General features: G+C 60.5%; 15 protein-coding genes and 1 pseudogene. 9 read left to right on the top strand and 7 right to left on the bottom strand.

All coding sequences use genetic code 11. The annotated features are described in order from the left end of the window. Positions 1-50 precede the first annotated feature (50 nt). Positions 51-1,076, bottom strand: coding sequence for a LacI family DNA-binding transcriptional regulator (locus ACQ4WN_RS00545; protein WP_436549791.1), 1,026 nt, complete (start codon positions 1,074-1,076; stop codon positions 51-53). A 207-nt stretch (positions 1,077-1,283) separates the two neighbouring features. Between ACQ4WN_RS00545 and ACQ4WN_RS00550 the strand changes: the two are divergent. The 4 genes and pseudogenes from ACQ4WN_RS00550 to ACQ4WN_RS00565 all read left to right on the top strand — a co-directional run. Next, positions 1,284-2,522: pseudogene (locus ACQ4WN_RS00550) on the top strand (malic enzyme-like NAD(P)-binding protein); the annotation flags it as partial. A gap of 254 nt (positions 2,523-2,776) precedes the next feature. After that, positions 2,777-3,988, top strand: a complete 1,212-nt coding sequence (locus ACQ4WN_RS00555; protein ID WP_436549792.1) for an O-antigen ligase family protein — start codon at positions 2,777-2,779, stop codon at positions 3,986-3,988. 50 nt (positions 3,989-4,038) lie between these two features. Continuing rightward, positions 4,039-5,772: a lipid A export permease/ATP-binding protein MsbA gene (gene msbA / locus ACQ4WN_RS00560; protein ID WP_436549793.1), complete on the top strand. Its 1,734-nt coding sequence runs from the start codon at positions 4,039-4,041 to the stop codon at positions 5,770-5,772. Between the two features lie 35 nt (positions 5,773-5,807). Beyond that, complete coding sequence (locus tag ACQ4WN_RS00565) at positions 5,808-6,908, top strand: glycosyltransferase family 9 protein (RefSeq protein ID WP_436549794.1); 1,101 nt, start codon at positions 5,808-5,810, stop codon at positions 6,906-6,908. Between the two features lie 14 nt (positions 6,909-6,922). On the opposite strand, the gene ACQ4WN_RS00570 is transcribed toward ACQ4WN_RS00565, so the two are convergent. The 4 genes from ACQ4WN_RS00570 to ACQ4WN_RS00585 all read right to left on the bottom strand — a co-directional run bounded on the left by ACQ4WN_RS00570 (position 6,923) and on the right by ACQ4WN_RS00585 (position 11,306). Further along, positions 6,923-7,534: a response regulator transcription factor gene (locus ACQ4WN_RS00570; RefSeq protein WP_436549795.1), complete on the bottom strand. Its 612-nt coding sequence runs from the start codon at positions 7,532-7,534 to the stop codon at positions 6,923-6,925. After that, on the bottom strand, positions 7,521-9,116 hold the full coding sequence (locus ACQ4WN_RS00575; RefSeq protein ID WP_436549796.1) for an ATP-binding protein: 1,596 nt from the start codon (positions 9,114-9,116) through the stop codon (positions 7,521-7,523). The genes ACQ4WN_RS00570 and ACQ4WN_RS00575 overlap by 14 nt, the downstream gene beginning before the upstream one ends. A 118-nt stretch (positions 9,117-9,234) precedes the next feature. Beyond that, a complete protein-coding gene (locus tag ACQ4WN_RS00580; RefSeq protein WP_436549797.1) occupies positions 9,235-10,623 on the bottom strand; it encodes an ATP-binding protein in 1,389 nt (462 codons plus the stop codon). After that, entirely contained in the window at positions 10,620-11,306 is a 687-nt protein-coding gene (locus tag ACQ4WN_RS00585) for a response regulator (protein WP_436549798.1), read from the bottom strand. The genes ACQ4WN_RS00580 and ACQ4WN_RS00585 overlap by 4 nt, the downstream gene beginning before the upstream one ends. 157 nt (positions 11,307-11,463) lie before the next feature. On the opposite strand from ACQ4WN_RS00585, the gene ACQ4WN_RS00590 reads away from it, so the two are divergent. From ACQ4WN_RS00590 to ACQ4WN_RS00605, 4 genes are all read left to right on the top strand, one after another. Beyond that, on the top strand, positions 11,464-12,285 hold the full coding sequence (locus ACQ4WN_RS00590) for a MipA/OmpV family protein (protein ID WP_436549799.1): 822 nt from the start codon (positions 11,464-11,466) through the stop codon (positions 12,283-12,285). Positions 12,286-12,387: 102 nt separating this feature from the next. Continuing rightward, on the top strand, positions 12,388-12,933 hold the full coding sequence (locus ACQ4WN_RS00595) for a universal stress protein (RefSeq protein WP_436549800.1): 546 nt from the start codon (positions 12,388-12,390) through the stop codon (positions 12,931-12,933). Between the two features lie 46 nt (positions 12,934-12,979). Then, positions 12,980-13,984 (top strand): VirK/YbjX family protein, encoded by a 1,005-nt coding sequence (locus ACQ4WN_RS00600; protein WP_436549801.1) that lies wholly within the window; start codon positions 12,980-12,982, stop codon positions 13,982-13,984. Positions 13,985-14,162: 178 nt separating this feature from the next. Next, the gene (locus ACQ4WN_RS00605) at positions 14,163-14,393 is read left to right on the top strand and encodes a DUF6139 family protein (protein ID WP_131685369.1); all 231 of its coding nucleotides are present in this window, start codon (positions 14,163-14,165) and stop codon (positions 14,391-14,393) included. Positions 14,394-14,456: 63 nt separating this feature from the next. Here ACQ4WN_RS00605 and dnaE read toward each other — a convergent pair whose 3' ends face one another. Beyond that, entirely contained in the window at positions 14,457-18,005 is a 3,549-nt protein-coding gene (gene dnaE, locus ACQ4WN_RS00610) for a DNA polymerase III subunit alpha (RefSeq protein WP_436549802.1), read from the bottom strand. Between the two features lie 125 nt (positions 18,006-18,130). Between dnaE and ACQ4WN_RS00615 the strand changes: the two genes are divergently transcribed. After that, a complete protein-coding gene (locus ACQ4WN_RS00615; protein WP_436549803.1) occupies positions 18,131-19,027 on the top strand; it encodes a sulfurtransferase in 897 nt (298 codons plus the stop codon). Between the two features lie 61 nt (positions 19,028-19,088). Here the strand turns inward: ACQ4WN_RS00615 and ACQ4WN_RS00620 are convergent, their stop codons facing one another. Next, positions 19,089-20,273: a glycosyltransferase family 4 protein gene (locus ACQ4WN_RS00620; protein ID WP_436549804.1), complete on the bottom strand. Its 1,185-nt coding sequence runs from the start codon at positions 20,271-20,273 to the stop codon at positions 19,089-19,091. Positions 20,274-20,309: the final 36 nt, after the last annotated feature.

Below are 20,309 nucleotides of genomic sequence, written 5' to 3' on the forward strand. Positions count from 1 at the left end.
GGAAATCAAGGAGGGCCGCCAGTGTACCACCTTGCGGCTCTGCCGCCACCTCAAACTCTGGGCGCTGCCGTCGATTCGCGCACCACCAGCTCCGGTTTCAGGCGCACGTCGAGCACCGCGGAATCGGGCGAGGCGATGGTTTGCAGGATCAGCCGGGCCGCTTCCGTGCCGATGCCGTGGTGGCGGATGCGGATGGTGGTCAGGGGCGGACGGATCATGTCCATGTACGGCATGTCGTTGTGGCCCACCACGGAGATATCCTCGGGGCAGTTCAAGCCCAGTTCGCGGATGGCATCGTAGCAGCCGATGGCCACCAGGTCGCTGCCGGTCACCACGGCTGTCGTCTGCGGCGACTGGCGCAGCAGCGCCAGCAGGGCGGCCTTGCCGCATTCGCGCGAATAGCCGCTGCTTTCAAAGACAAACGCCTGCGAAGGATCGAGTTCGCTGGCCTGGATGGCGGCCAGGAAACCGAGGCGGCGCACATGGCCCGTGGAGAGATTTTCCGGTCCCGCAATGTGCGCGATATGGCGGTGACCCAGCGCCAGCAAGTGCTCGACGGCGAGGCGCATGCCCACCACGTCATCGCTGACGACGCAGGAAGCGACGCCCGTCTCGTCGCTGCGGTTGACGGTGACGACAGGCACATTCTGATCGATACACATCTTGATGACGGGATCGTGGCGCCGTGCGGTAGCCAAAATCAGGCCATCGACTTGCTGCCCCAGCAGCCGGTTGATGACGAACAGCTGCTCTTCCTCGTCGGCGCCCACGTTGGCGACGATGGCCAGGTAGCCATGCTTGCGCAAGCCTTCTTCGATACCCAGCAGTATCGGGGGAAACACGGCATTGGTGATGTCGGGCAAGACCACGCCGATGATGCGCGACTTGCGCGTGACCAGGGTGGAGGCGGCGCGGTTGGGCCGGTAGCCGAGCCGGCCCGCTTCGGCCAGCACGCGCGCGGCCACCTCGGCGCTGACCATTTGCCGCGTTGCCGGATTCATCACGCGCGAGACGGTGGAAAAGTGCACGCCGCTGGCCCGCGCAACGTCGCTTAAAGTGGGGTTCTTGTTTGTCATGGGCTTCCCGGATCGCAATACGGTGATTTTATCGCAAAAAATGCCCCTGCCGTCAAAAACCGAGCAAACGCTTGCATTGAAATATTGCCGTTGTCCAAAGCGGTTTTGATACGCTTAAGTACAATCCAGCCTTGACAGCGTGCAAGCGCTTGCATAACATGGCCCGGATTGACCACTCGGGCCCTGTCTGCCCTTCCCAGAATTCATATGTCTACTTCCCACAGCAAGCACGCCGACCAGAATGGCGAAACTTTCAACCTGAAAGAAGCCGCCCTCGCCTATCACGCCGAACCCCGCGCAGGCAAGATTTCCGTCACGCCAACCAAACCGCTGGGCGACGCCCGCGCCCTGACCCTGGCGTACTCGCCGGGCGTGGCCTTCGCCTGCGAAGCGATCGTGGAAGATCCCCGCACGGCCGGCACCTACACGTCGCGCAGCAACCTGGTGGCCGTGATCACGAATGGCACGGCCGTGCTGGGCCTGGGCGACATCGGCCCGCTGGCCAGCAAACCGGTTATGGAAGGCAAAGCTTGCCTGTTCAAGCAATTTGCCGACGTCGATGTGTTCGACATCGAACTGGCCGAGAACGATCCCGACCTGTTCATCGATACCGTGGTGCGCATGGAGCCGACCTTCGGCGGCATCAACCTGGAAGACATCAAGGCGCCGGACTGCTTCTACATCGAACAGCAATTGCGCAAGCGCATGAACATTCCCGTCTTCCACGACGACCAGCATGGCACGGCCATCATCGTCGCAGCCGGCATCCTGAACGGCCTGGAACTGGTGGGCAAGGATATCGGCAATGTGAAAGTGGCCGTCTCGGGCGCCGGCGCGGCGTCGATCGCCTGCCTCGACCTGCTCGTCTCGCTGGGCCTGAACAAGTCGCTGCTGAAAGTATGCGATAGCCAGGGCGTGATCTACCCGGGCCGCGATGCCAGCATGGAAGAGAACAAGGCGCGCTACGCGAATGACACGAGCGACCGCGACCTGGCCGACGCCATGGTCGGCGCCGACATTTTCATCGGCGTTTCGAAGGGCGGCGTGGTCAGCGCGCAGATGGTCGAATCGATGGCCGCCAAGCCCCTGATCTTCGCCCTGGCCAATCCGCATCCGGAAATCGCCCCGGAAAAAGTCCATGCCGTGCGCGACGACGCCATCGTCGCCACGGGCCGCTCGGACTACCCGAACCAGATCAACAACGTGCTGTGCTTCCCGTACATCTTCCGTGGCGCGCTCGACGTGGGCGCCACTACCATCAACGAAGAGATGAAGCTGGCCTGCGTGCGCGCCATCGCCGCACTGGCCAAGGAACCATTGCCGGGCCACACCACCAGCGCGCTGACGCCGCTGCAACTGATTCCGTCGCCGTTCGACGAACGTCTGCGCAGCTGGGTCGCGCCCGCGGTGTCGCAAGCGGCCATCGCCACCGGCGTGGCCACCCGCGTGCCAGCAACTGCCTGATGCACTTGGCAAGGACTTCCTTGTATTAGCAAAATAACAGCAAGTTACCATTGCTTACAAAAAAACCATGGATGAAAACCATGGTTTTTTCATTTCTGCCCTTGAGGCAGCCTATTTAGTGATAAAAAATCACATTTCTCAGGGGCGTTTTTGCCACTGCCTTCGATTACAATGGCGCCTACTTTATGTTGCTACAGTTGCCAGAATGGCGACGACGTGCGTTACCAAGGATTTTCATGCTCGGCCTGACTTCTGTTTGTGTTTTTCTTTTTTTGGCATTGGCGTTGGCTGTCACCAGCGGATATTCATTCGGAGCCCTGACCCTTCTGCTTGCCAGCAGCTGGCTGCTATGGAAACGTCCGCGCCTGAACCTGCAACGCCGGGATTATCTGCTGCTGTGCACCCTGTTGTTATATTTCTGTGTTTTCACTGCCAACATGCTGTACCACGCAGATCCTACCCGCGAACTCGATATGCCATTGCGCGCGCTGCTGGCCACACCGGTACTACTCTTACTACTCACCTATCCACCTCGCGCCGCAGCGTGGTGGGGTGGCGTTGCCATCGGTGCCATCAGCGGTGCCGCTCTAGCTTCATGGCAAATCCTCGTACTGGAAATGTACCGCCCGCAAGCGGCGACCAGCAATGCCATTCACTATGGCAATGTCAGCGTACTGCTCGGCATGCTATCCCTGTGCGGCCTGGACTGGGTACGCACGCAGAGCCATCGCCTGGCATGGAGCATTCTATTGTTAGCCGGCGGACTGGCTGGCATCGTGGGATCCATCATCAGCGTCAGCCGTGGCGGTTGGCTAGTACTTCCCGTCTGTAGCTGTCTTTTCCTGTACCACTACTCAAAAGGCCGCGGAGCACGCTACGTGGCCGCCTTGCTAAGTACACTCCTGGTGGTGTCTGCACTGGCCTATATACTTCCGAACTCCCGCGTATCTGAACGCATAGCAATAGCGGTCAATGAAATAGAACAGTACCAAAACAGCGACACGGTGACCACATCCATCGGCCAACGTATGGAAATGTGGCGCACCGCATGGGCCATGGCGGATGACAATATCTGGTTAGGCATGGGGCGCAGCGGTTATCTGACAGCAAAGCAACAGTTAGCTGACGAAGGCAAATTGAATGCGGTTGTTAAAAACTATACCAATGCCCACAACGACTACCTCGATGCGCTGGTCAAGCGCGGCATTATCGGTGTCCTGGCCTTGCTGGCACTCTTCCTCGTTCCATTTTTCCTGTTTGCCCGCGCCCTGCGCCACAGTGCCCCTGCAGCCCAGCCATATGCGCTGGCAGGCGTGGTACTGTGCACCTGTTATATGATTTTTGGCCTGACGACAAGCTCGCTCACCTTGAACATCGGCATCATCATGCTGGTCTTCCCGATGGTGATACTGTGGGCCATGCTGCGCCAGCAAGAACGCATTGCCTGAGCTTGTTTTTCGCCTGACCGTTTTTGCTGTCCCTGCAAGGAACCATACCGATGCTCACGCCCGACCTGAAGCGCCTGACCGCACTGCACGCGCCCTATAAGAAACATCTGGCCCTGGCCCTGCTGGCGATGGTCGTCACGGCCGCCACGGAACCGCTGCTGCCGTATGCGCTCAAGCTGCTGCTCGACAATGGTTTTGGTGGCAAGGTGAATTTTTCATTCTGGCTGGTGCCGCTGATCGTCATCGGCATCTTTGCCATGCGCGGCGCATCGACCTTTGCCAGCAGCTACCTGATGAGCTATGTCTCCACGCGCATCCTCAACGAATTGCGGCGCAGGATGTTTGCCAGCATGCTGAACTTGCCCATCGACTTCTACAACACGCATACGGTGGGCAAAGTCATCAACTCCATCATGTTCGAAGTGCAGCAGATCATTGAAATGGTGACCAAGGTGTTTACCTCGATCGTGCGCTCCTCGCTGACCGTGCTGGGACTGCTGGCCTGGCTGCTGTACCTGAACTGGGTACTGACCCTGGTCACCCTGGTGCTACTGCCTTTGCTGACCATCGTCGTGCGCACCACGGGCAAGCGCCTGAAAAAACTCAACCGCGACTCGCTGGCCGTCAATGCCGAGCTGACCCAGGTCATCGAGGAAACCACGCGCGCGCAACAAGTGATCAAGATCTTCGGCGGCCAGGACTACGAAAAGGCGCGCTTCGAAGAGCGCGCCGAACAATTGCGCCGCTACAGCATGCGCATGACGACGACCTTTTCCGCCACCGTACCCATCACACAGGTGATCACGGCCGCCGCCGTGGCCCTGGTCATCGTGATGGCCCTGCTTCAGTCGGAACAGGGGCAAATCACGGTCGGTGGTTTTGTTTCCTTCATCACGGCCATGCTGATGCTGCTGACGCCCTTGAAGCAACTGGCCGAAGTCAACGGTCCCCTGCAGCGCGGCATGGCCGCCGCCGAGGAAGTCTTCCAGCTGATCGACAAGACACCGGAACGCACGGGCGGCAAGCCGCTCGCCGGCCGCAGCAAAGGCCGCATCGAATTCAAGGACGTGCGCTTTGCCTACCCCGGGCACCAGGAACCGGCATTGCGACACATCGATCTGAGCATCGCGCCAGGACAAACGGTCGCCTTTGTCGGCATGTCCGGTGGCGGCAAATCGACCCTGGTCAGCCTGCTGCCCGGCTTTTACTCGGCCAGCAGTGGCGAAATCTTGCTCGATGGGCAGAATATCGATGCCATCGCCCTGACGAGCCTGCGCAGCCAGATCGCCATGGTCAGTCAGCAGGTGGTGTTGTTCGACGATACCCTGGCCGCCAATATCGCGTATGGCGATGCATCCCCTGACCGGCAGCGCGTCGAAGCGGCCGCCGCCGCCGCCTTCCTGTCTGACGTCATCGATGGCTTGCCCGACGGCCTGGAAACGCGCCTGGGCGACAACGGCTCGCGCCTGTCCGGTGGCCAGCGCCAGCGCGTGGCTATCGCCCGCGCGATTTACAAGGATGCGCCCATCCTGATTCTCGATGAAGCCACCTCGGCACTGGATACGGAAGCGGAACGGGCCGTACAAGCGGCACTGGAGCACCTGATGCAAGGTAAAACTACCTTGGTTATTGCTCATAGGCTATCAACAATTGAACGTGCGGACCGTATCGTGGTATTGTCACATGGGAAAATAATGGAAACCGGCAATCACCAGCAATTATTGGATGCCAACGGCGCGTATGCCAATCTGCATCGCCTGCAATTTTCCCAGCAAGTGGTTTGACACCATCGAATGAATACCTGAAATCGTACTGATACATGACGCCTTTGATTCCCGCCGAACTTCTACAAAAGTCGGACAAAATTCTGTTCATCGCCCATCTGGCGCTGGGAGACTTTACCTACCTGCAAAACGGTTTCCGCGCTTTTGCCGCGGCCTATCCCCACATCCAGATCCACCTGTGGGTCGATGAGGTGCGGCGCACGTCCGACGCCAGGCAATGGGAAGGCTTGCGCACCTATTCGCTGTACGACTGGGTAGAGGAGTCGGGCCTGTTCGCCAAGGTGTACCGCAAGACTTACAGCCCGGTGCTGTACGAAGAGTCACTGCGCGAAGCCAAAGCGGAACACTATCCTGTCGTCGTGTCACTGGCCCATGTACGGCCACAGCAGTACGCCGACCTTGCCCGCGCGATCAGCCCGAACGGGCTGGTGATCGGTACGCGCAAGCCATTCAGCCCCTTACGCCCCTGGCATTACCTGGCCTACCGCAAGATCGATGCCGTACTGGCGTCGTATGCGGGTCAGGATGCGGGCGAGCACCATATCAGCAGCGTGTATGCAGACTGGTTCCATCAATTGACGGGACTCAATATTCCCGTGGCAGAACGCTATCCCTTCGTGCACATTCCCGAGCTCGCGTTGCAACAGGCGCAGGAACAGCTGAGCGCCTGGGGCTTTGCCCCGCGCCAGGGTCCGCTCGTACTTCTGAACCCGTTTGCCAAATCGCACAAGCGCAGCTGGCCGCTGGAGCGAATTGCCGAGCTGATTGCACGCATGCAGACGATGCCCGAATGGCAGAACGCCTGCTTCCTGATCAATGCCATGCCGCAGGAACTGGCCAAAGTGAATGCCGTGGTGCAGGCGCACAACTTGCCGCGCACGCAGGCCTTCAGTGCCATCGACAACTTTTTCCAGCTGCCGGCCATGCTGGCGCAATGCGACCTGATTATCTCGGTGGAAACGTCGATCATGCACCTGGCGAACGCCGTGCATGTGCCCGTGCTTGCATTGATGCGCAAGAAAAATCCCGAATGGGCCCCGTTCGACAGCGCCAACAGCACCGTCATCACGGTGGCGCGGCGCAGCGACTGGGTCAAGGCGATTTCAGTCGATCAGGTATTGAAAACCATCGTCTAGAGAATCGTTAACGGTTAGCCGGTGCCCAGCATGCTGATGCGCACCAGGTCGGCCACATTATCGACCCCAAGCTTGTCCATCAGACGCGCCTTATGCACTTCCACCGTGCGCACGGAAATACCCAGCAGCGGTGCGATATCGCGGTTGTGCTGGCCCGTCACCACCAGATGCATCACTTCCCGCTCGCGCGGCGTCAAGGCGCGCAGCAAGACTTGCCCCTCCACCTGGCGCAGCAACTGGCCGCGCGCATGCGCCTCGCGCGAAAACGCTTCATCGATGGCCGCCAGCAACTTGTCGTGGTCAAATGGTTTTTCCAGGAAATCGCTGGCCTGTGCCTTGAACGCCTGGCGTGCCAGAGCGACATCGCCGTGCCCCGTGATAATAATGACGGGCAACATGCACTCAAGCTCGAGCAAGCGGCGCTGCAGGCTCAGGCCATCCATGCCCGACATGCGGATATCGATCAGCAGACAGCCGGCCCACTCGGGCCGCCAGCTGTGCAGGAAATCCTCACCGCAGGAAAACAGGGCCGTGCGATAGCCGCGTATGCCCAACAGCAAACCCAGCGCATCGCGCACGGCGGGATCGTCGTCCACGATAAACACCGTCAAATTACTTGTCACCATGCTCTCCTGTAGCGGCCGCACTGGCGCGCGCCAGGGGCAGGATAAAACGAAAAATACCATGCCTGCCCACTTCGGCCCATAGCTGGCCGCCATGCGCTTCGACTATGCTGCGGCTGAGCACCAGCCCCAGCCCCAGGCCGCTGGCCTTGGTCGAGACAAACGGTTCGAACAGGCGTGCCGCCAGGCTATTGGAAATGCCGGGGCCGCTATCTTCCACGGACAGGCGCAGCCGCCCGCCCTCGAGCCGCTCGGCCGACAGCGTGATGCGGCGCTGGCCACGCGGCTGGCCCATCACCGCATCCTGCGCATTGGCCAGCAAGTTACGCAGTACCAGCTCGATTTGCAGGCGATCGGCGTTGACGGCCAGCGGCGACGGTGGCGTCAGCACCAGCTCGATACCATGCTCGTGGAACAGCGGCGTGAACTGGCGTGCCATGCCTTCGATCAAGGCGCTCGCTTCCACCGCTTCGAGCTGCATCGCGCCCGTGCGGAAAAAGTCGCGCAAGCGCCGCACCACATCCGCGGCGCGTCCCGATTCGACGATCATATGCCCCACTGCGCACTGTAGCAAAGCCCCCGTCTCTCCCCGTTCCAGCAGGTATTGACACGCCTTGCCATAGGTCGACAAGGCTGTCAGCGGCTGGTTCAGCTCATGGGCAAGCGCGGCCGCCATCTCGCCGGCGGCCGCCAGGCGCATCGTGTGCTTCAGTTCGTCGGTCACCTGGCGCATTTCATCGACGACGATGCCGATAAAAAATCCCACCAACGCCAGCACGGCATCGAGTAGTTGCAATTCATAAAACTGGATATCGACCGCATGCGTCCATTTCACCAGGGCAATGATGCACAACTGCAATACAAACACGGCCAGCATGGCACCATGCAAACCCTGGCGCGAGGCGGCCCAGATCACGGGGAGAAACAGGAAATAGAAATGTTTGTATTCGGAACGCACGATAGAGCCGAAGAGGCTCCACAGCACGAAGCTGGCCAGGACCAGATACGCCAGGGTTTCCCAGCGCCAGACGGCAGCACGCAGGCGCTCCCGCCCACGCTCGCTGAACAGCACCCAGATCAGCGGCATCGACACCAGCATGCCTACCGTGTCACCGATGCCGAAACGCCATACTGCCGTCCCCCATTCGCCGGCCGGGATGCGACCCGTCAGCGACAGCAAAGAAATATAGCCGAGCGCATTGAGCACGGTGCCCAACAGCACGACGGCGACCCAGGTGCCCAGGCGACGCCGGTTATCGAAGATATCGCTGCTGCTGAAACTGCGACGCAAGACTGCGCCGATAGCACCATAACCGAGCACCAGCCAGGCCGAACAGAGCAAGGTCAGGGGCAAACCTGCCGGCATGCCGCGCACCAGCACCTCGCCAGCCAGCAAGGCGATGAACCACGGCAGCGCCGCCTTGCGGCCGTGGATCAACCAAAATACCAGGCCCAGCGCGGGATCGGGATTCCAGGGGGTGATGTTCAGCCCGTACATCGGGTCGATATAGGTCGCCCAGTCAAACAGCAGATACAGGCAGACAAAGGCGGGATACGGCAGGTAGCGGGACAGGAGTTGGCGCATAACGGTGTTTTTTAACTGTACCGCATTATGCATCGCAAGCGTGCGCCACGCCATGCTATCTTGCGTTATATGCACATGAAATAATTTCCATGCAATATCGCAAACCACACCTGCGCAGTCAGGCCTCGGCCAACGGCAAGCGCACCTCCACCAGCAAGCCCAGGCCGCCGTTGCCGCTGTGCAACTGAATCGTGCCGCCATGCTGGCGCACGACGGAAGCGACGATGGACAAACCCAGGCCACTGCCCGGCTGCGCCTGCTGCGGCGCGCGGAAAAAGCGGTCGAACACGCGCGCATACAGCGCCGGCGCGATGCCCGGTCCCTGATCGGCCACATGCAACACGGCCTGGCCCCGCTCCGCATGCAGCGACACCGTCACGCTGCTGCCGCGCGGGCTGTACTTGATGGCGTTTTCCACCAGGTTGTCGATCAGCGACACCAGGCTCTCGCGCTGCCCGGGCACGCTAAGCGAGACGCTGGCTTGCAACTCGAGCTCGATATCGCCCGCCTGGGCCAGGCCGGACAGGGCCGCCAGCCGGTCTTGCAGCAAGGTATCGAGCGCCTGGCGCCGCGGCAGCTCGCCAGCACCGGCCTGCACTTCGCTGCGTGTCAGCTGCAGCAGTTGGCCCACCAGGCGCGCGGCACGGTTGCCACTGTTCAAGATACCGTCCAGCAGCTCTTGCTGGCGTGCGTCATGCGCCTGCCCCTGCAAGGCCTCGACATTCACGCGCATGGCCGCCAGCGGCGTGCGCAGCTCATGCGTGGCGTCGGCGATGAAGCTGCGTTCACGCGCGGCACTGGCATCGACTCGCTGCAGCAGGGCGTTGATATTGTCGACCAGTCCCGCCAGTTCGCCATGCGGCGGCTTGAACGCCAGCGGACGCAAATCCTGCGGCCCGCGCGCCGCGACCTCCTGCGCCACCTTGCGCCACGGACGCATCGCAAGGCGGATCGACAGCCAGGCCGGCACCAGCAAGAACGGCAGGCTGATCAGCAGCGGCAGCAGGTAATAGCCATGTGAATTGATCGTGATGAAAAACTGCCAGGGGCCGCCCACTTCCAGCACCGTCACGCGCGTGGACCCCTCGGTCAGGCTGCGGCTGCGCCAGGCCTGTCCCTTGATATAGATCACTTCCATCTGCTCGGGGCCAGCGCTGCGGATACCGCTGGGCGCTGCGGGAGACTTGTAGACCAGCGTGCCCTCGCGCCAGACCAGGATGCGTGGCGCCAGCTCCGGCACTTTCCCCATTTCAAACTCTTCGCGCAAGGCTTCGTCGATCGCGCGCAAGCTTTGCTCCTGTCGCTGTGGCTGCTCGGCCAGGTTATCGGCCACGCTGATAATGGCGTGCAAGACGCCACGGCCCACATTGCTCGCTTCGCCCGTGCCCTCGATCAGCACATACGCGACCGCCAGGCTCCACAGCACGGTCAGCATCAGCATTTGTGCCAGCATCAGGCGGCGCACCAGGGTAGGCCGGCGCAGCATGGTCCAGAAACGCCCCATCATGCGCCGGCACCCGGCGCGGTGGATGTTTCGCCTTGCTGGTCGATGACATAGCCAACGCCGCGCACGGTACGGATATAGCCTTCGCCTATCTTGCGGCGCAGGTTCCCCATATGCACATCCAGGGTATTGCTGGCATTGGCCAACCCGCCGGGCAGGATATGTTCCTCCAGCACGCGGCGCGTGATGACGCGGTTGGCGCGCATCAGCAAGGTCTTCAGCAAGGCATATTCACTGGCGGTGAGCTCCACCGGACGGCCGTGCACGCTGACACGGCGCGTGGGCACCTGCAGCAGCAGGCCGCGCAACTCGATGGTATCGCCATCGAAGCCATAGCTGCGGCGCGCCAGGGCACGCACGCGCGACAGCAGCTCGGCCAGCACGAAGGGCTTCACCAGGTAATCGTCGGCGCCGCCGTCCAGGCCCCGCAAGCGCTGTTCCAGCGTGTCGCGGGCACTGAGGATCAGCACCGGCAAGCGGGCCGCGCGCAGCCGCGCCAGCAAATCGAGGCCATCGCCGTCCGGCAAGCCCAGGTCCAGCAGCACCAGCTCGCAACTGTCGTGCTCGATGCTGCGCGCCGCATCCTCCAGGCTGCGCACCCAGACCACTTGCATGCCCTGGTCGCGCAAGGCGATCCGCACGCCATTGCCCAGGTCCATATCGTCTTCAATCAGCAGTATCTTCATGGTGAGTATTAAACCATCACAAGCTGAAGAATGGGTAAAGACGCGCTCTTCATGCAATCTTAATAAAAGGCTCATTTTTCCTTCATGGCACAAGCCGATACTAGCCGCAGTCAATCGAGCCACTCCGGACTCGGTTCTCCACCTGACGGAACACTCTATGCACGCACCCACAACCCTGCTGACCTCGCTGGCACTCGCCAGCGGCATGATCCTCAACCCGCTGGCCGCTGCAGCAGCCGAACCGCCAGCGGAAAATGTCTTCACCATAGGCGGCGGTGTCGCCGCCGTGTCCAGCTATTCCGGTGCCGACAAGCTGTCGGCCTCGCCGCTGATCATCCTCGATTACGCCATGGCCAATGGCCTGTTCATCAGCACGTCGCGCGGTATCGGCTATGGCGGCCAGGCTGGCCCACTCAGCTATAGCGCCGCACTGGGCTACCGCGGCAATCGCGAAGACCACAAGCGCACGGGTGCCAACGGTTTTGGCGGCAGCGATTACCTGAAGGGCATGGGTGAAGTCAAGGGCAACGCCAGCGCCCTGCTGAGCGCGGGTTATTCTCCATTGCCGGGCCTGTCGCTGAGCGTGTCGAGCGACATTCCCCTGTCGAATCGCGAAAATGGCGCGAAGGTGCATTTCGGCGCGACAGGCCAGATCTACGGCCGCGCCGATGCCAAGGGAATGCAGCAAGACAGCGTGAGCATCGGCGGCCAGCTGGGCTGGGGCGAACGCAAGTACGTGCAGGCCATGTATGGCGTGACGGCCACCCAGGCCGCGAATACTTCGTTCAAACAATACACGCCCAAGGGCGGTTTCTATGAAGCGCAGGCCACCGTCAACTGGGAGCACCGATTCGATGCACGCTGGGGTATGAATACCCTGGTCGGCGTCGAGCACCGCATGGGCGACGCAGCCAAGAGCCCCATCGTGCAGCGCAAGACATCCCCGATCGGCGCCGTGTATGTCACCTACCGCTATTAAAACAGGGGTGACATAAGGGGAAGCCGTACGCTGTTTCGCCAATTTACAGGGCGGGATGGCATGGATAAGATGACATGGTTTTCTGACTAGACCATCGCTTACATGCATGCATCGCGCCTTGCCCCGCAACCCCAGCGCGCCCAGGATAGCGCCGAGGGCGAAGGTGCGGGCGGCAAGCCGAGCCAGGATACCCTGCTGCTGCTCTTGCCCGTCAAACGCGCCAGCGACATCATCTACGGTGCGCGCTACGCCAGGCGCTTGCAGGAATGGGGCATCAAGGTTCGCGTCAGCCTGCTGCACGTGACGCCGGCGCTGCCGTACCAGGCCGATGGCTTGCCCCGGCACAGCGCCAGCGACTGGCATGCGCTGGACCTGGCTACGCAGCAGATGATGCACGAGGCGGGACTTTACCTGAGCCGTTCTCATCTCGCCTTCAGCACCCATATTTTTGCCGGCGAGCTGCTTTTCACGATACTCGACACGGCTGAACTGCTGGGTTGCCACGAAGTTATCTTGCCCGCGCACAGGCACAGCAGCTGGCCCCGCCATTTTTCGGGCGGACTGGCCGCCAGACTGGCGCGCGGCACCCGCAGCACCACCATCTTGCTGGCAAACCACGAGGGCGTCAGCAGCCCGGTACCCGTCTGAGCCAATACGGCTTGGACGTTCTCTCTTTATCATGGACATGCGCACGATGATGCCAACTATTACCCTGTCTGACGGCTTGATGGCGATGCCGAACGGCATGCGCCGATGGCGCGAAATGTTCAAGCTGCATCTGCGCGCCCGCGTGCAACAGCGCCAAACCCGGCTATGGCTACAACTGCTGAACTCGCATCCGGTCTTTCATGATCTGGTACAAGCCTATCCGCACATGATCCACAAGGTCTATCGGCCGTATGTAACCCTTACGCTGAATTGCCGCCAGCGCGTGGAATTGCTGATCGAGCACTACCACTTCATCTTGCAGCAAGGCTGGGGCAAGCTGATGAGCCAAGCGGCCCGCGGCCCCGTGCGCCTCGGCACGGTGCAGGGAAAATCGGGCACGCCCTACCATCTGCAACTGTGTTCGCTGCACCCCATGGATCGCGAAGGCGAGATGGTGCTGCAACTGATGCATGACGACGATGTACTCTATTCGATCGCCTTCTCTTTCTTCGGTTGCCCCCTGCGCGCCACCCTGGGCGTGAGCGTTGGCTGCGTGCAAGGCCCGAAGGGCCAGGATAGCGCACACCGCGTGCGTGAAGCAACGCGCGACCTGCACGGCATGCGTCCCAAGACGCTGATGGTGCGCCTGATACGGCAGTTGGGACACGAACACGGCTGCCGCAAGATGCTACTTGTCGGCAATATCAACCGCGCCGTGCACCACTCCGCCAAGAAAGGCCGTTTGTTCGCAGACTACAATGCGTTATGGCAAGAACTGGGAGCGCAAGCGCGCCAGGATGGTGATTTTGAGTTGGCCTGCGAAAATCTGCCCTTGCCGGCACTGGAAGACATTCCATCGAAAAAGCGCTCGGAAGCACGCAAACGCCACGAACTGACACTGGCCATGATCGCCAGCCTGCGTAGCGGTCTCGACGCCCATCGCAGCACGGTGCAGGTCGCCACGACAAGCGCTGCGGCAGCCGCCAACGATGTACGACAATCAGCCGGCCTCGACGACGACGACGACGACTACATATCCGCAACCGCCTGAGCAATCCCGACCACCGCAAGACGCCCCACCCCCGCGTCGTTGCTCGCCGTCACTTGCCACACCGCCTTCCCTCTTGCGCCACACGCTACAACCCATGCGCGGCACAATCCTGTTACGCTAGCGCTATCGGTATGCACTGCGGTGCGCCGGTTCCCCCAACGTTTACTAGGAGGCATTCATGCGCGTAGACATCTACCGCCGGGCCGAGCACGACGGCATTTTTTCCTACCTCGCCGTGCCGGAAGGAAAGCTCATTCCTGAAGAAGTGACCAATACCGACTGGCAACTCGAAGTACGCGCCAGCGAAGTGGCCGACGATGCCGAGATCTTGCCCGACTACCATATCGAACAGCCGCACCAGCAGATCGCCGCCAAGGGTTACGCGATCACGGGCCTGAAAGACATGTAAACGAAAAAAGCCAAACCAGCATGTCTGCGGTTTGGCTTTGTTGTATGCGCCGGGCAGTACCGGTCAGTATTCGACTGCCACCTCTTGCGCACCCAGCATTTGCTCCAGTGCCATCTGCAATTCATCCGATGGTGCCACTTTCCACTCGTCCCCAAACTGCAGCACGCAACTGACGCCTTGCGGGCTGACCCGCGCAGCGATCGGCAAGCCCGTCTCGGCCCGGTGCGGCATGATCACGTCACGGATGCGCTTGGCGTCCAGGGTGGCCGGCAAGGTCAGGCCCAGCTGGCGGCCATACTGCACGCGCGCGGCGATGATGTCGAAGGCGCTCTCGGCCGTGATGCGCAAGCCGCCCGAAAAACGGTCTTCCGACACCTTGCCCACGACGGCGAGGAATTCATCTTCCTTGAAGATTTTCCGGTTGGCGTCGAACAGTTCGCCATACACCGTCACTTCCACCGTACCGCTCTTGTCGTCCAGGGTGACGATGAGGATCTTGCCGCGCTGCGTCATCTGCGTGCGCAAACCCGTGATAACGCCGGCCATCATGCGCGGTTCGCGCGACGGCGACAATTCAGACAATTTTGTGCGCGCGAAACGGCGCGCCTCGGGCGCATACGAATCGAACAAATGGCCGGACAGATAGAAGCCCAGCGCAATCTTTTCTTCCGTCAGGCGCTGCTTATCGGTCCACACGGGCACCTTGACGTACTCGGGCGGCGCCACCATGTCGCTGTCGTCGCCACCGAACAGGCTCACCTGGTTGGCCGCCTTGGCGGCCTGGTCCGCGCATTCCATGGCGAACGCCACGGACGCGAGCAGGATGGCGCGGTCGACCTTCAGGCAGTCGAAGGCACCGCTGCGTATCAGGGACTCGATGGTGCGGCGGTTGATTTGCTTTTTATCCACGCGCTTGCAGAAGTCGAACAGGCTGGTGAAGGGTCCACCGGCTTCGCGCGCGGCAATGATCGCTTCGATGGCGTTCTGGCCCGAGCCCTTGACGGCGCCCAGGCCATAGCGGATCTGCGTGACTTTCTTGCCGCTCACGGACGGCGCTGCGCCGCTCGGCGTGAAGCGGTAATCGGATTCGTTGATATCCGGCGGCAACAAGGTCAGCTTGCAGATTTCCAGCGAGTCTTCCACCAGGATCTTGATCTTGTCCGTGTCGTCCATGGCCAGCGACAAGTTGGCAGCCATGAAGGCGGCCGTGTGGTGCGCTTTCAAATACGCCGTGTGGTACGACAGCAAGGCGTAGGCGGCGGCGTGCGATTTATTGAAACCGTAACCGGCGAACTTTTCCATCAAGTCGAAGATCTCGTCGGCCTTTTCCGCCGTCAAGCCGTCTTTCGCCGCCCCCGCGCGGAAGATCTCGCGGTGCTCGGCCATTTCTTCGGCCTTCTTTTTACCCATGGCGCGGCGCAGCATGTCGGCGCCGCCCAGCGAGTAGCCGCCGACGATCTGCGCCATCTGCATCACCTGCTCCTGATACACCATGATGCCGTAGGTTTCGGACAGAATCGATTCCGTGCGCGGATCGGGATAATCGAAACGTTCACCGTGCTTGCGCTTGCAAAAGTCGGGAATCAGGTCCATCGGGCCCGGACGGTACAGGGCCACGAGCGCGATAATGTCTTCGAAACGGTCGGGACGCGCGTCTTTCAGCATGCCCTGCATGCCGCGCGACTCAAGCTGGAACACGGCCACGGTCTTGGCCTTGGTCAACAGGTCGTAGGACGGCTTGTCGTTCAGCGGCAAGGTGGCCAGGTCAAAATTCGCCTGCGCGGGATCGAGCTGCTTGATGTAGCGCACGGCGCGGTCGAGAATCGTCAGCGTGGTCAAGCCCAAAAAGTCGAACTTCACCAGGCCGACAGCTTCCACGTCATCCTTGTCGTACTGCGAGACGACGCCCGAGTCGCCGCCCTGCGTGTACAGCGGGCAGAAATCCGTCAGCTTGCCCGGGGCGATCAGCACGCCCCCCGCGTGCATGCCGATATTGCGCGTGATGCCTTCGACCTGTTGCGCCAGATCCAGCAGCTGCTTGACCTCTTCCTCGTTTTCCAGGCGCTCCTTGAGCAACGGCTCTTCCTCGATGGCGTCGGCGATCGACACGGGTTTGCCCGGCTTGAACGGGATCAGCTTGGAAATACCGTCGCAGAAGTTGTAGCCGAAGTCCATCACACGGCCCACGTCGCGGATCGCGCCCTTGGCCGCCATGGTACCGAAGGTGGCGATCTGCGAGACCGCCTCCTTGCCATACAGATCCTTGACGTGCTGAATGACGCGGTCGCGCCCTTCCTGGCAAAAGTCAATATCGAAGTCGGGCATCGAGACGCGTTCGGGATTCAGAAAACGCTCGAACAGCAGGTTGTATTGCAATGGGTCCAGATCGGTAATCAGCAGCGAATACGCTACCAGCGAACCGGCACCCGAACCGCGGCCAGGCCCGACGGGCACGCCGTTTTCCTTGGCCCACTGGATAAACTCGGCCACTATGAGGAAGTAGCCGGGAAATTTCATGTTGCAAATCGTATCTGTCTCAAACTTCAGCCGCGATTCGTAGCGCGGACGCTCCTTTTCGCGCCGTTCCGGGTCCGGATACAGCTGGATCAAACGCTTTTCCAGGCCGGCCTGCGATTCGGCGACGAGGAACTGGTCGATCGTCATGCCGGGCGGCGTGGGGAAGTTCGGCAGTTGCGGCTTGCCCAGGACTAACGTCAAATTACAGCGCTTGGCGATTTCCACGGAATTGGCCAGCGCGGCGGGCAAGTCGGCGAACAGTGCCGCCATGTCTGCCTGCGACAGGAAGCGCTGGCTGTCATTGAAACGTTTCACCCGCTTGGCGTTGGCCAGCATTTCGCCTTCGGCGATACAGGTGCGGGCTTCGTGGGCAATAAATTCCTCAGGGGAAATGAATTGCACGGGATGCGTGGCAACAACAGGCAAACCCAGCTTGGCCGCCAGGGCCACCGCATGGCGTACCTGCGCTTCCTGATTGGCCTGGCCGCCGCGCTGGATTTCGACATAAAAATGCCCGGGGAAAATCTCGGCCCAGCGCTGCGCGTTGCGTTCGGCCAGGGCCAGGTTGCCATTCTCGATAGCGATGCCAACATCGCCGAAATGCGCGCCGGACAGGACGATCAAGCCATTCGCCCCGCTTTCGCCCGGGTACAGATCATAGGTATTCGTCGCCAGCGCCTGCAACCACTCGATGCGCAGCTCGGCGCGTCCCTTGTACTGGTTGGTCAGCCAGGCCATCGACAGCAGCTCGCACAGTTGCAGATAGCCCATGCGGTTCTTCGCCAGCAACAGCAAACGCGACGGCTTTTCGCGGTTGTCGTCATTCGTGATCCACACGTCGACGCCGACGATGGGCTTGATGCCCTTGCCGCGCGCTTCCTTGTAGAACTTGACCATGCCAAACAGGTTCGACAAGTCCGTGACGGCCAGCGCCACCTGCTTGTCCTTCGCCGCCGCCTTGACCACGTCGTCGATGCGCACCAGGCCATCGACGATCGAATACTCCGAGTGCACGCGCAAGTGGACGAAGGCAGGACCTTGCGGGGCTTGCGGTGAACCTGCCGGAGCACCGGCCTCTTGCATTACCATTTCCATCCTGTGTACCGTTTCGTGCAAAATTCAATGGGGTCTATTCTACCGCGTCGCGGGTGCGCACCGGGTATCCTGGCTGGCCCGTCGGGCTTATAATATCGGCTGTTCAGTCTAAGCCGATCGCCATCATGCAAGCCATCACCCCAGCAACACCCGCCATTTCCGCCGCCGTCAGCCCGCTGGCCGCCACGTTTGTCAACATCGCCGCGTATAAATTCATTACGCTAGCCGATACGGAAGCCATGCGCCCCTTGTATCAGGAGCAATGCCTGGCGCTGGAACTGAAGGGCACGATCCTGCTGACGCCGGAAGGCATCAATATGTTCCTGTCCGGCACGCGCGAGCATATCGATACCTTCCTCGCCTGGGTGCGCAGCGACGAGCGCCTGGCCGATCTGGAGTGGAAAGAAAGCTTATCGAATGAGCAATCGCACAAGCGCATGCTGGTCAAGCTGAAAAAAGAAATCATCACCATGCGCATGCCGTTGATCAAACCGGAACTGGGCCGCGCGCCATCCGTCGACGCGCATACGCTCAAGCGCTGGCTCGATGCCGGCGTCGATGATGCGGGAAAACCCGTGGTCATGATGGAAACCCGCAATGCCTTTGAAGTGGACGTGGGTACGTTCAACAACACGCTTGATTATCGTATCGACAAGTTTACGGAATTTCCGGCCGTGGCCGCCGCGCACAAGGACGAACTGGAAGGCAAGACCGTCGTCACCTTCTGCACGGGCGGCATCCGCTGCGAAAAGGCCGCCATCCACATGAAGGAAATCGGCTACGACAGCGTGTACCAGCTCGACGGCGGCATCTTGAAATATTTCGAGGAAGTGGGCGGCGAGCACTACACGGGCGACTGCTTCGTCTTCGACTACCGCACGGCCCTGAACCCGAAACTGGAACCGACGGAAACCGTGCAGTGTTTTGTGTGCCGCGCCGTCGTCACGCCGCGCCAGCAACTGGCGCCGGAATATGTGTATGAAGTGTCTTGCCCGCATTGCTACGGCAAGAGCGGCAAGTAAGCCTCCGGGCGTACCGTGCGCGGGGCAGGAAGCGGCTCCGCATTACAAGCTCCAGAATGATTCAAGGCTGCCGGCAGGAAGCGATGATATCGCGGGCCATTTCCTTGGCTATGTTGACGCGGGAAAACTTGGCCACGAATTGCTCACGGCGCGTGTCTTTGATCGAAAGACGGTCGAAAGCGTTGACTGCAGCGTCTGCATCGCAGGGATAAAAGACCGCCGCATTCGGTATTTCCTCAGCGACAAATTTCGCCGCATAGCCATCTACTCCCGCCAGTATCGGTTTCCCGCTGGCCCCATACTCGAATAATTTCGAGGGTAGCACTTTCTTGAATGCATCATAATCATTCAAATGCACAAACAGCACATCCGCAGCCTGGTATGCCGCGATCAATTCATGTCGCTTCATCGGTGGCAGGAAAGCGACATTGTCGCTACCAGCCTCCTTCAGCGCATTTTCCAGCGCCACACGCCGCCCGCCATCGCCGATCACGGTAAATCGTGCACGTCCACACAAACGCCTGGCCAGCGCAGGAAGAATCAGATGCAAACCTTGTCCTTCACCGACATTTCCAGCGTAGACGATCGAAATAAGTGACTCCGCCGGGGCAGAAGCGGGCCTGTCGGCCGCTCCGATATACAGGAACTCGTCGTCAATCCCATTGGTGAAATACGAAAATTTCTGATCTGGATAGCGGCTTGAGAAATAGTCAGCAAATCCCGCAGAAATGAGGTTGACCTTGTCGGCTCGGCGAATTGTCCATCTTTCCAATAAGGAAAATACCGGCTTGAAGATCGTGGCCATATATTTGGGCAATACGTCCTTGATCGTGTCGACAAAGATGTCGCGGATGTCAAGATACAGTCCAGTGCAACGGCTCCTCGCAATCCACGCGCCCAGTACGGCAGTCATCAGGCGCGAAGAAGTTGCGCAGACCAGATCGTATTCGGCTGATTTAGCCAGCTTAATTGCGCTGCGAGCAAAGGCAAGGAACGCCTTCGACTGATCGACCATACCACTTTGATGCGCAGGCAAAGCAATACGTCGAATCGTCAAGCCAGCGTGCTCCTCAACTTCCGGTGCCACAGCCGAAAATTTGCTGTAACGATTGGGCATGGTGGTGATTACATCGACATGGGAGCCTGCCGGCAAGGTTGCCAGCAGGGCGTCGGCCAGGGACGCGGCGCGAAACGAACCTGGACACAGATCAGGCGTGTAATAAAAACTTAACAGCAAAACTCTCATTCATTTTCCTTCTGTTCTACTGCAATAGCGCCTGAC

The organism is Janthinobacterium pasteuri, from assembly GCF_051380775.1.
Taxonomy (GTDB): domain Bacteria; phylum Pseudomonadota; class Gammaproteobacteria; order Burkholderiales; family Burkholderiaceae_D; genus Janthinobacterium.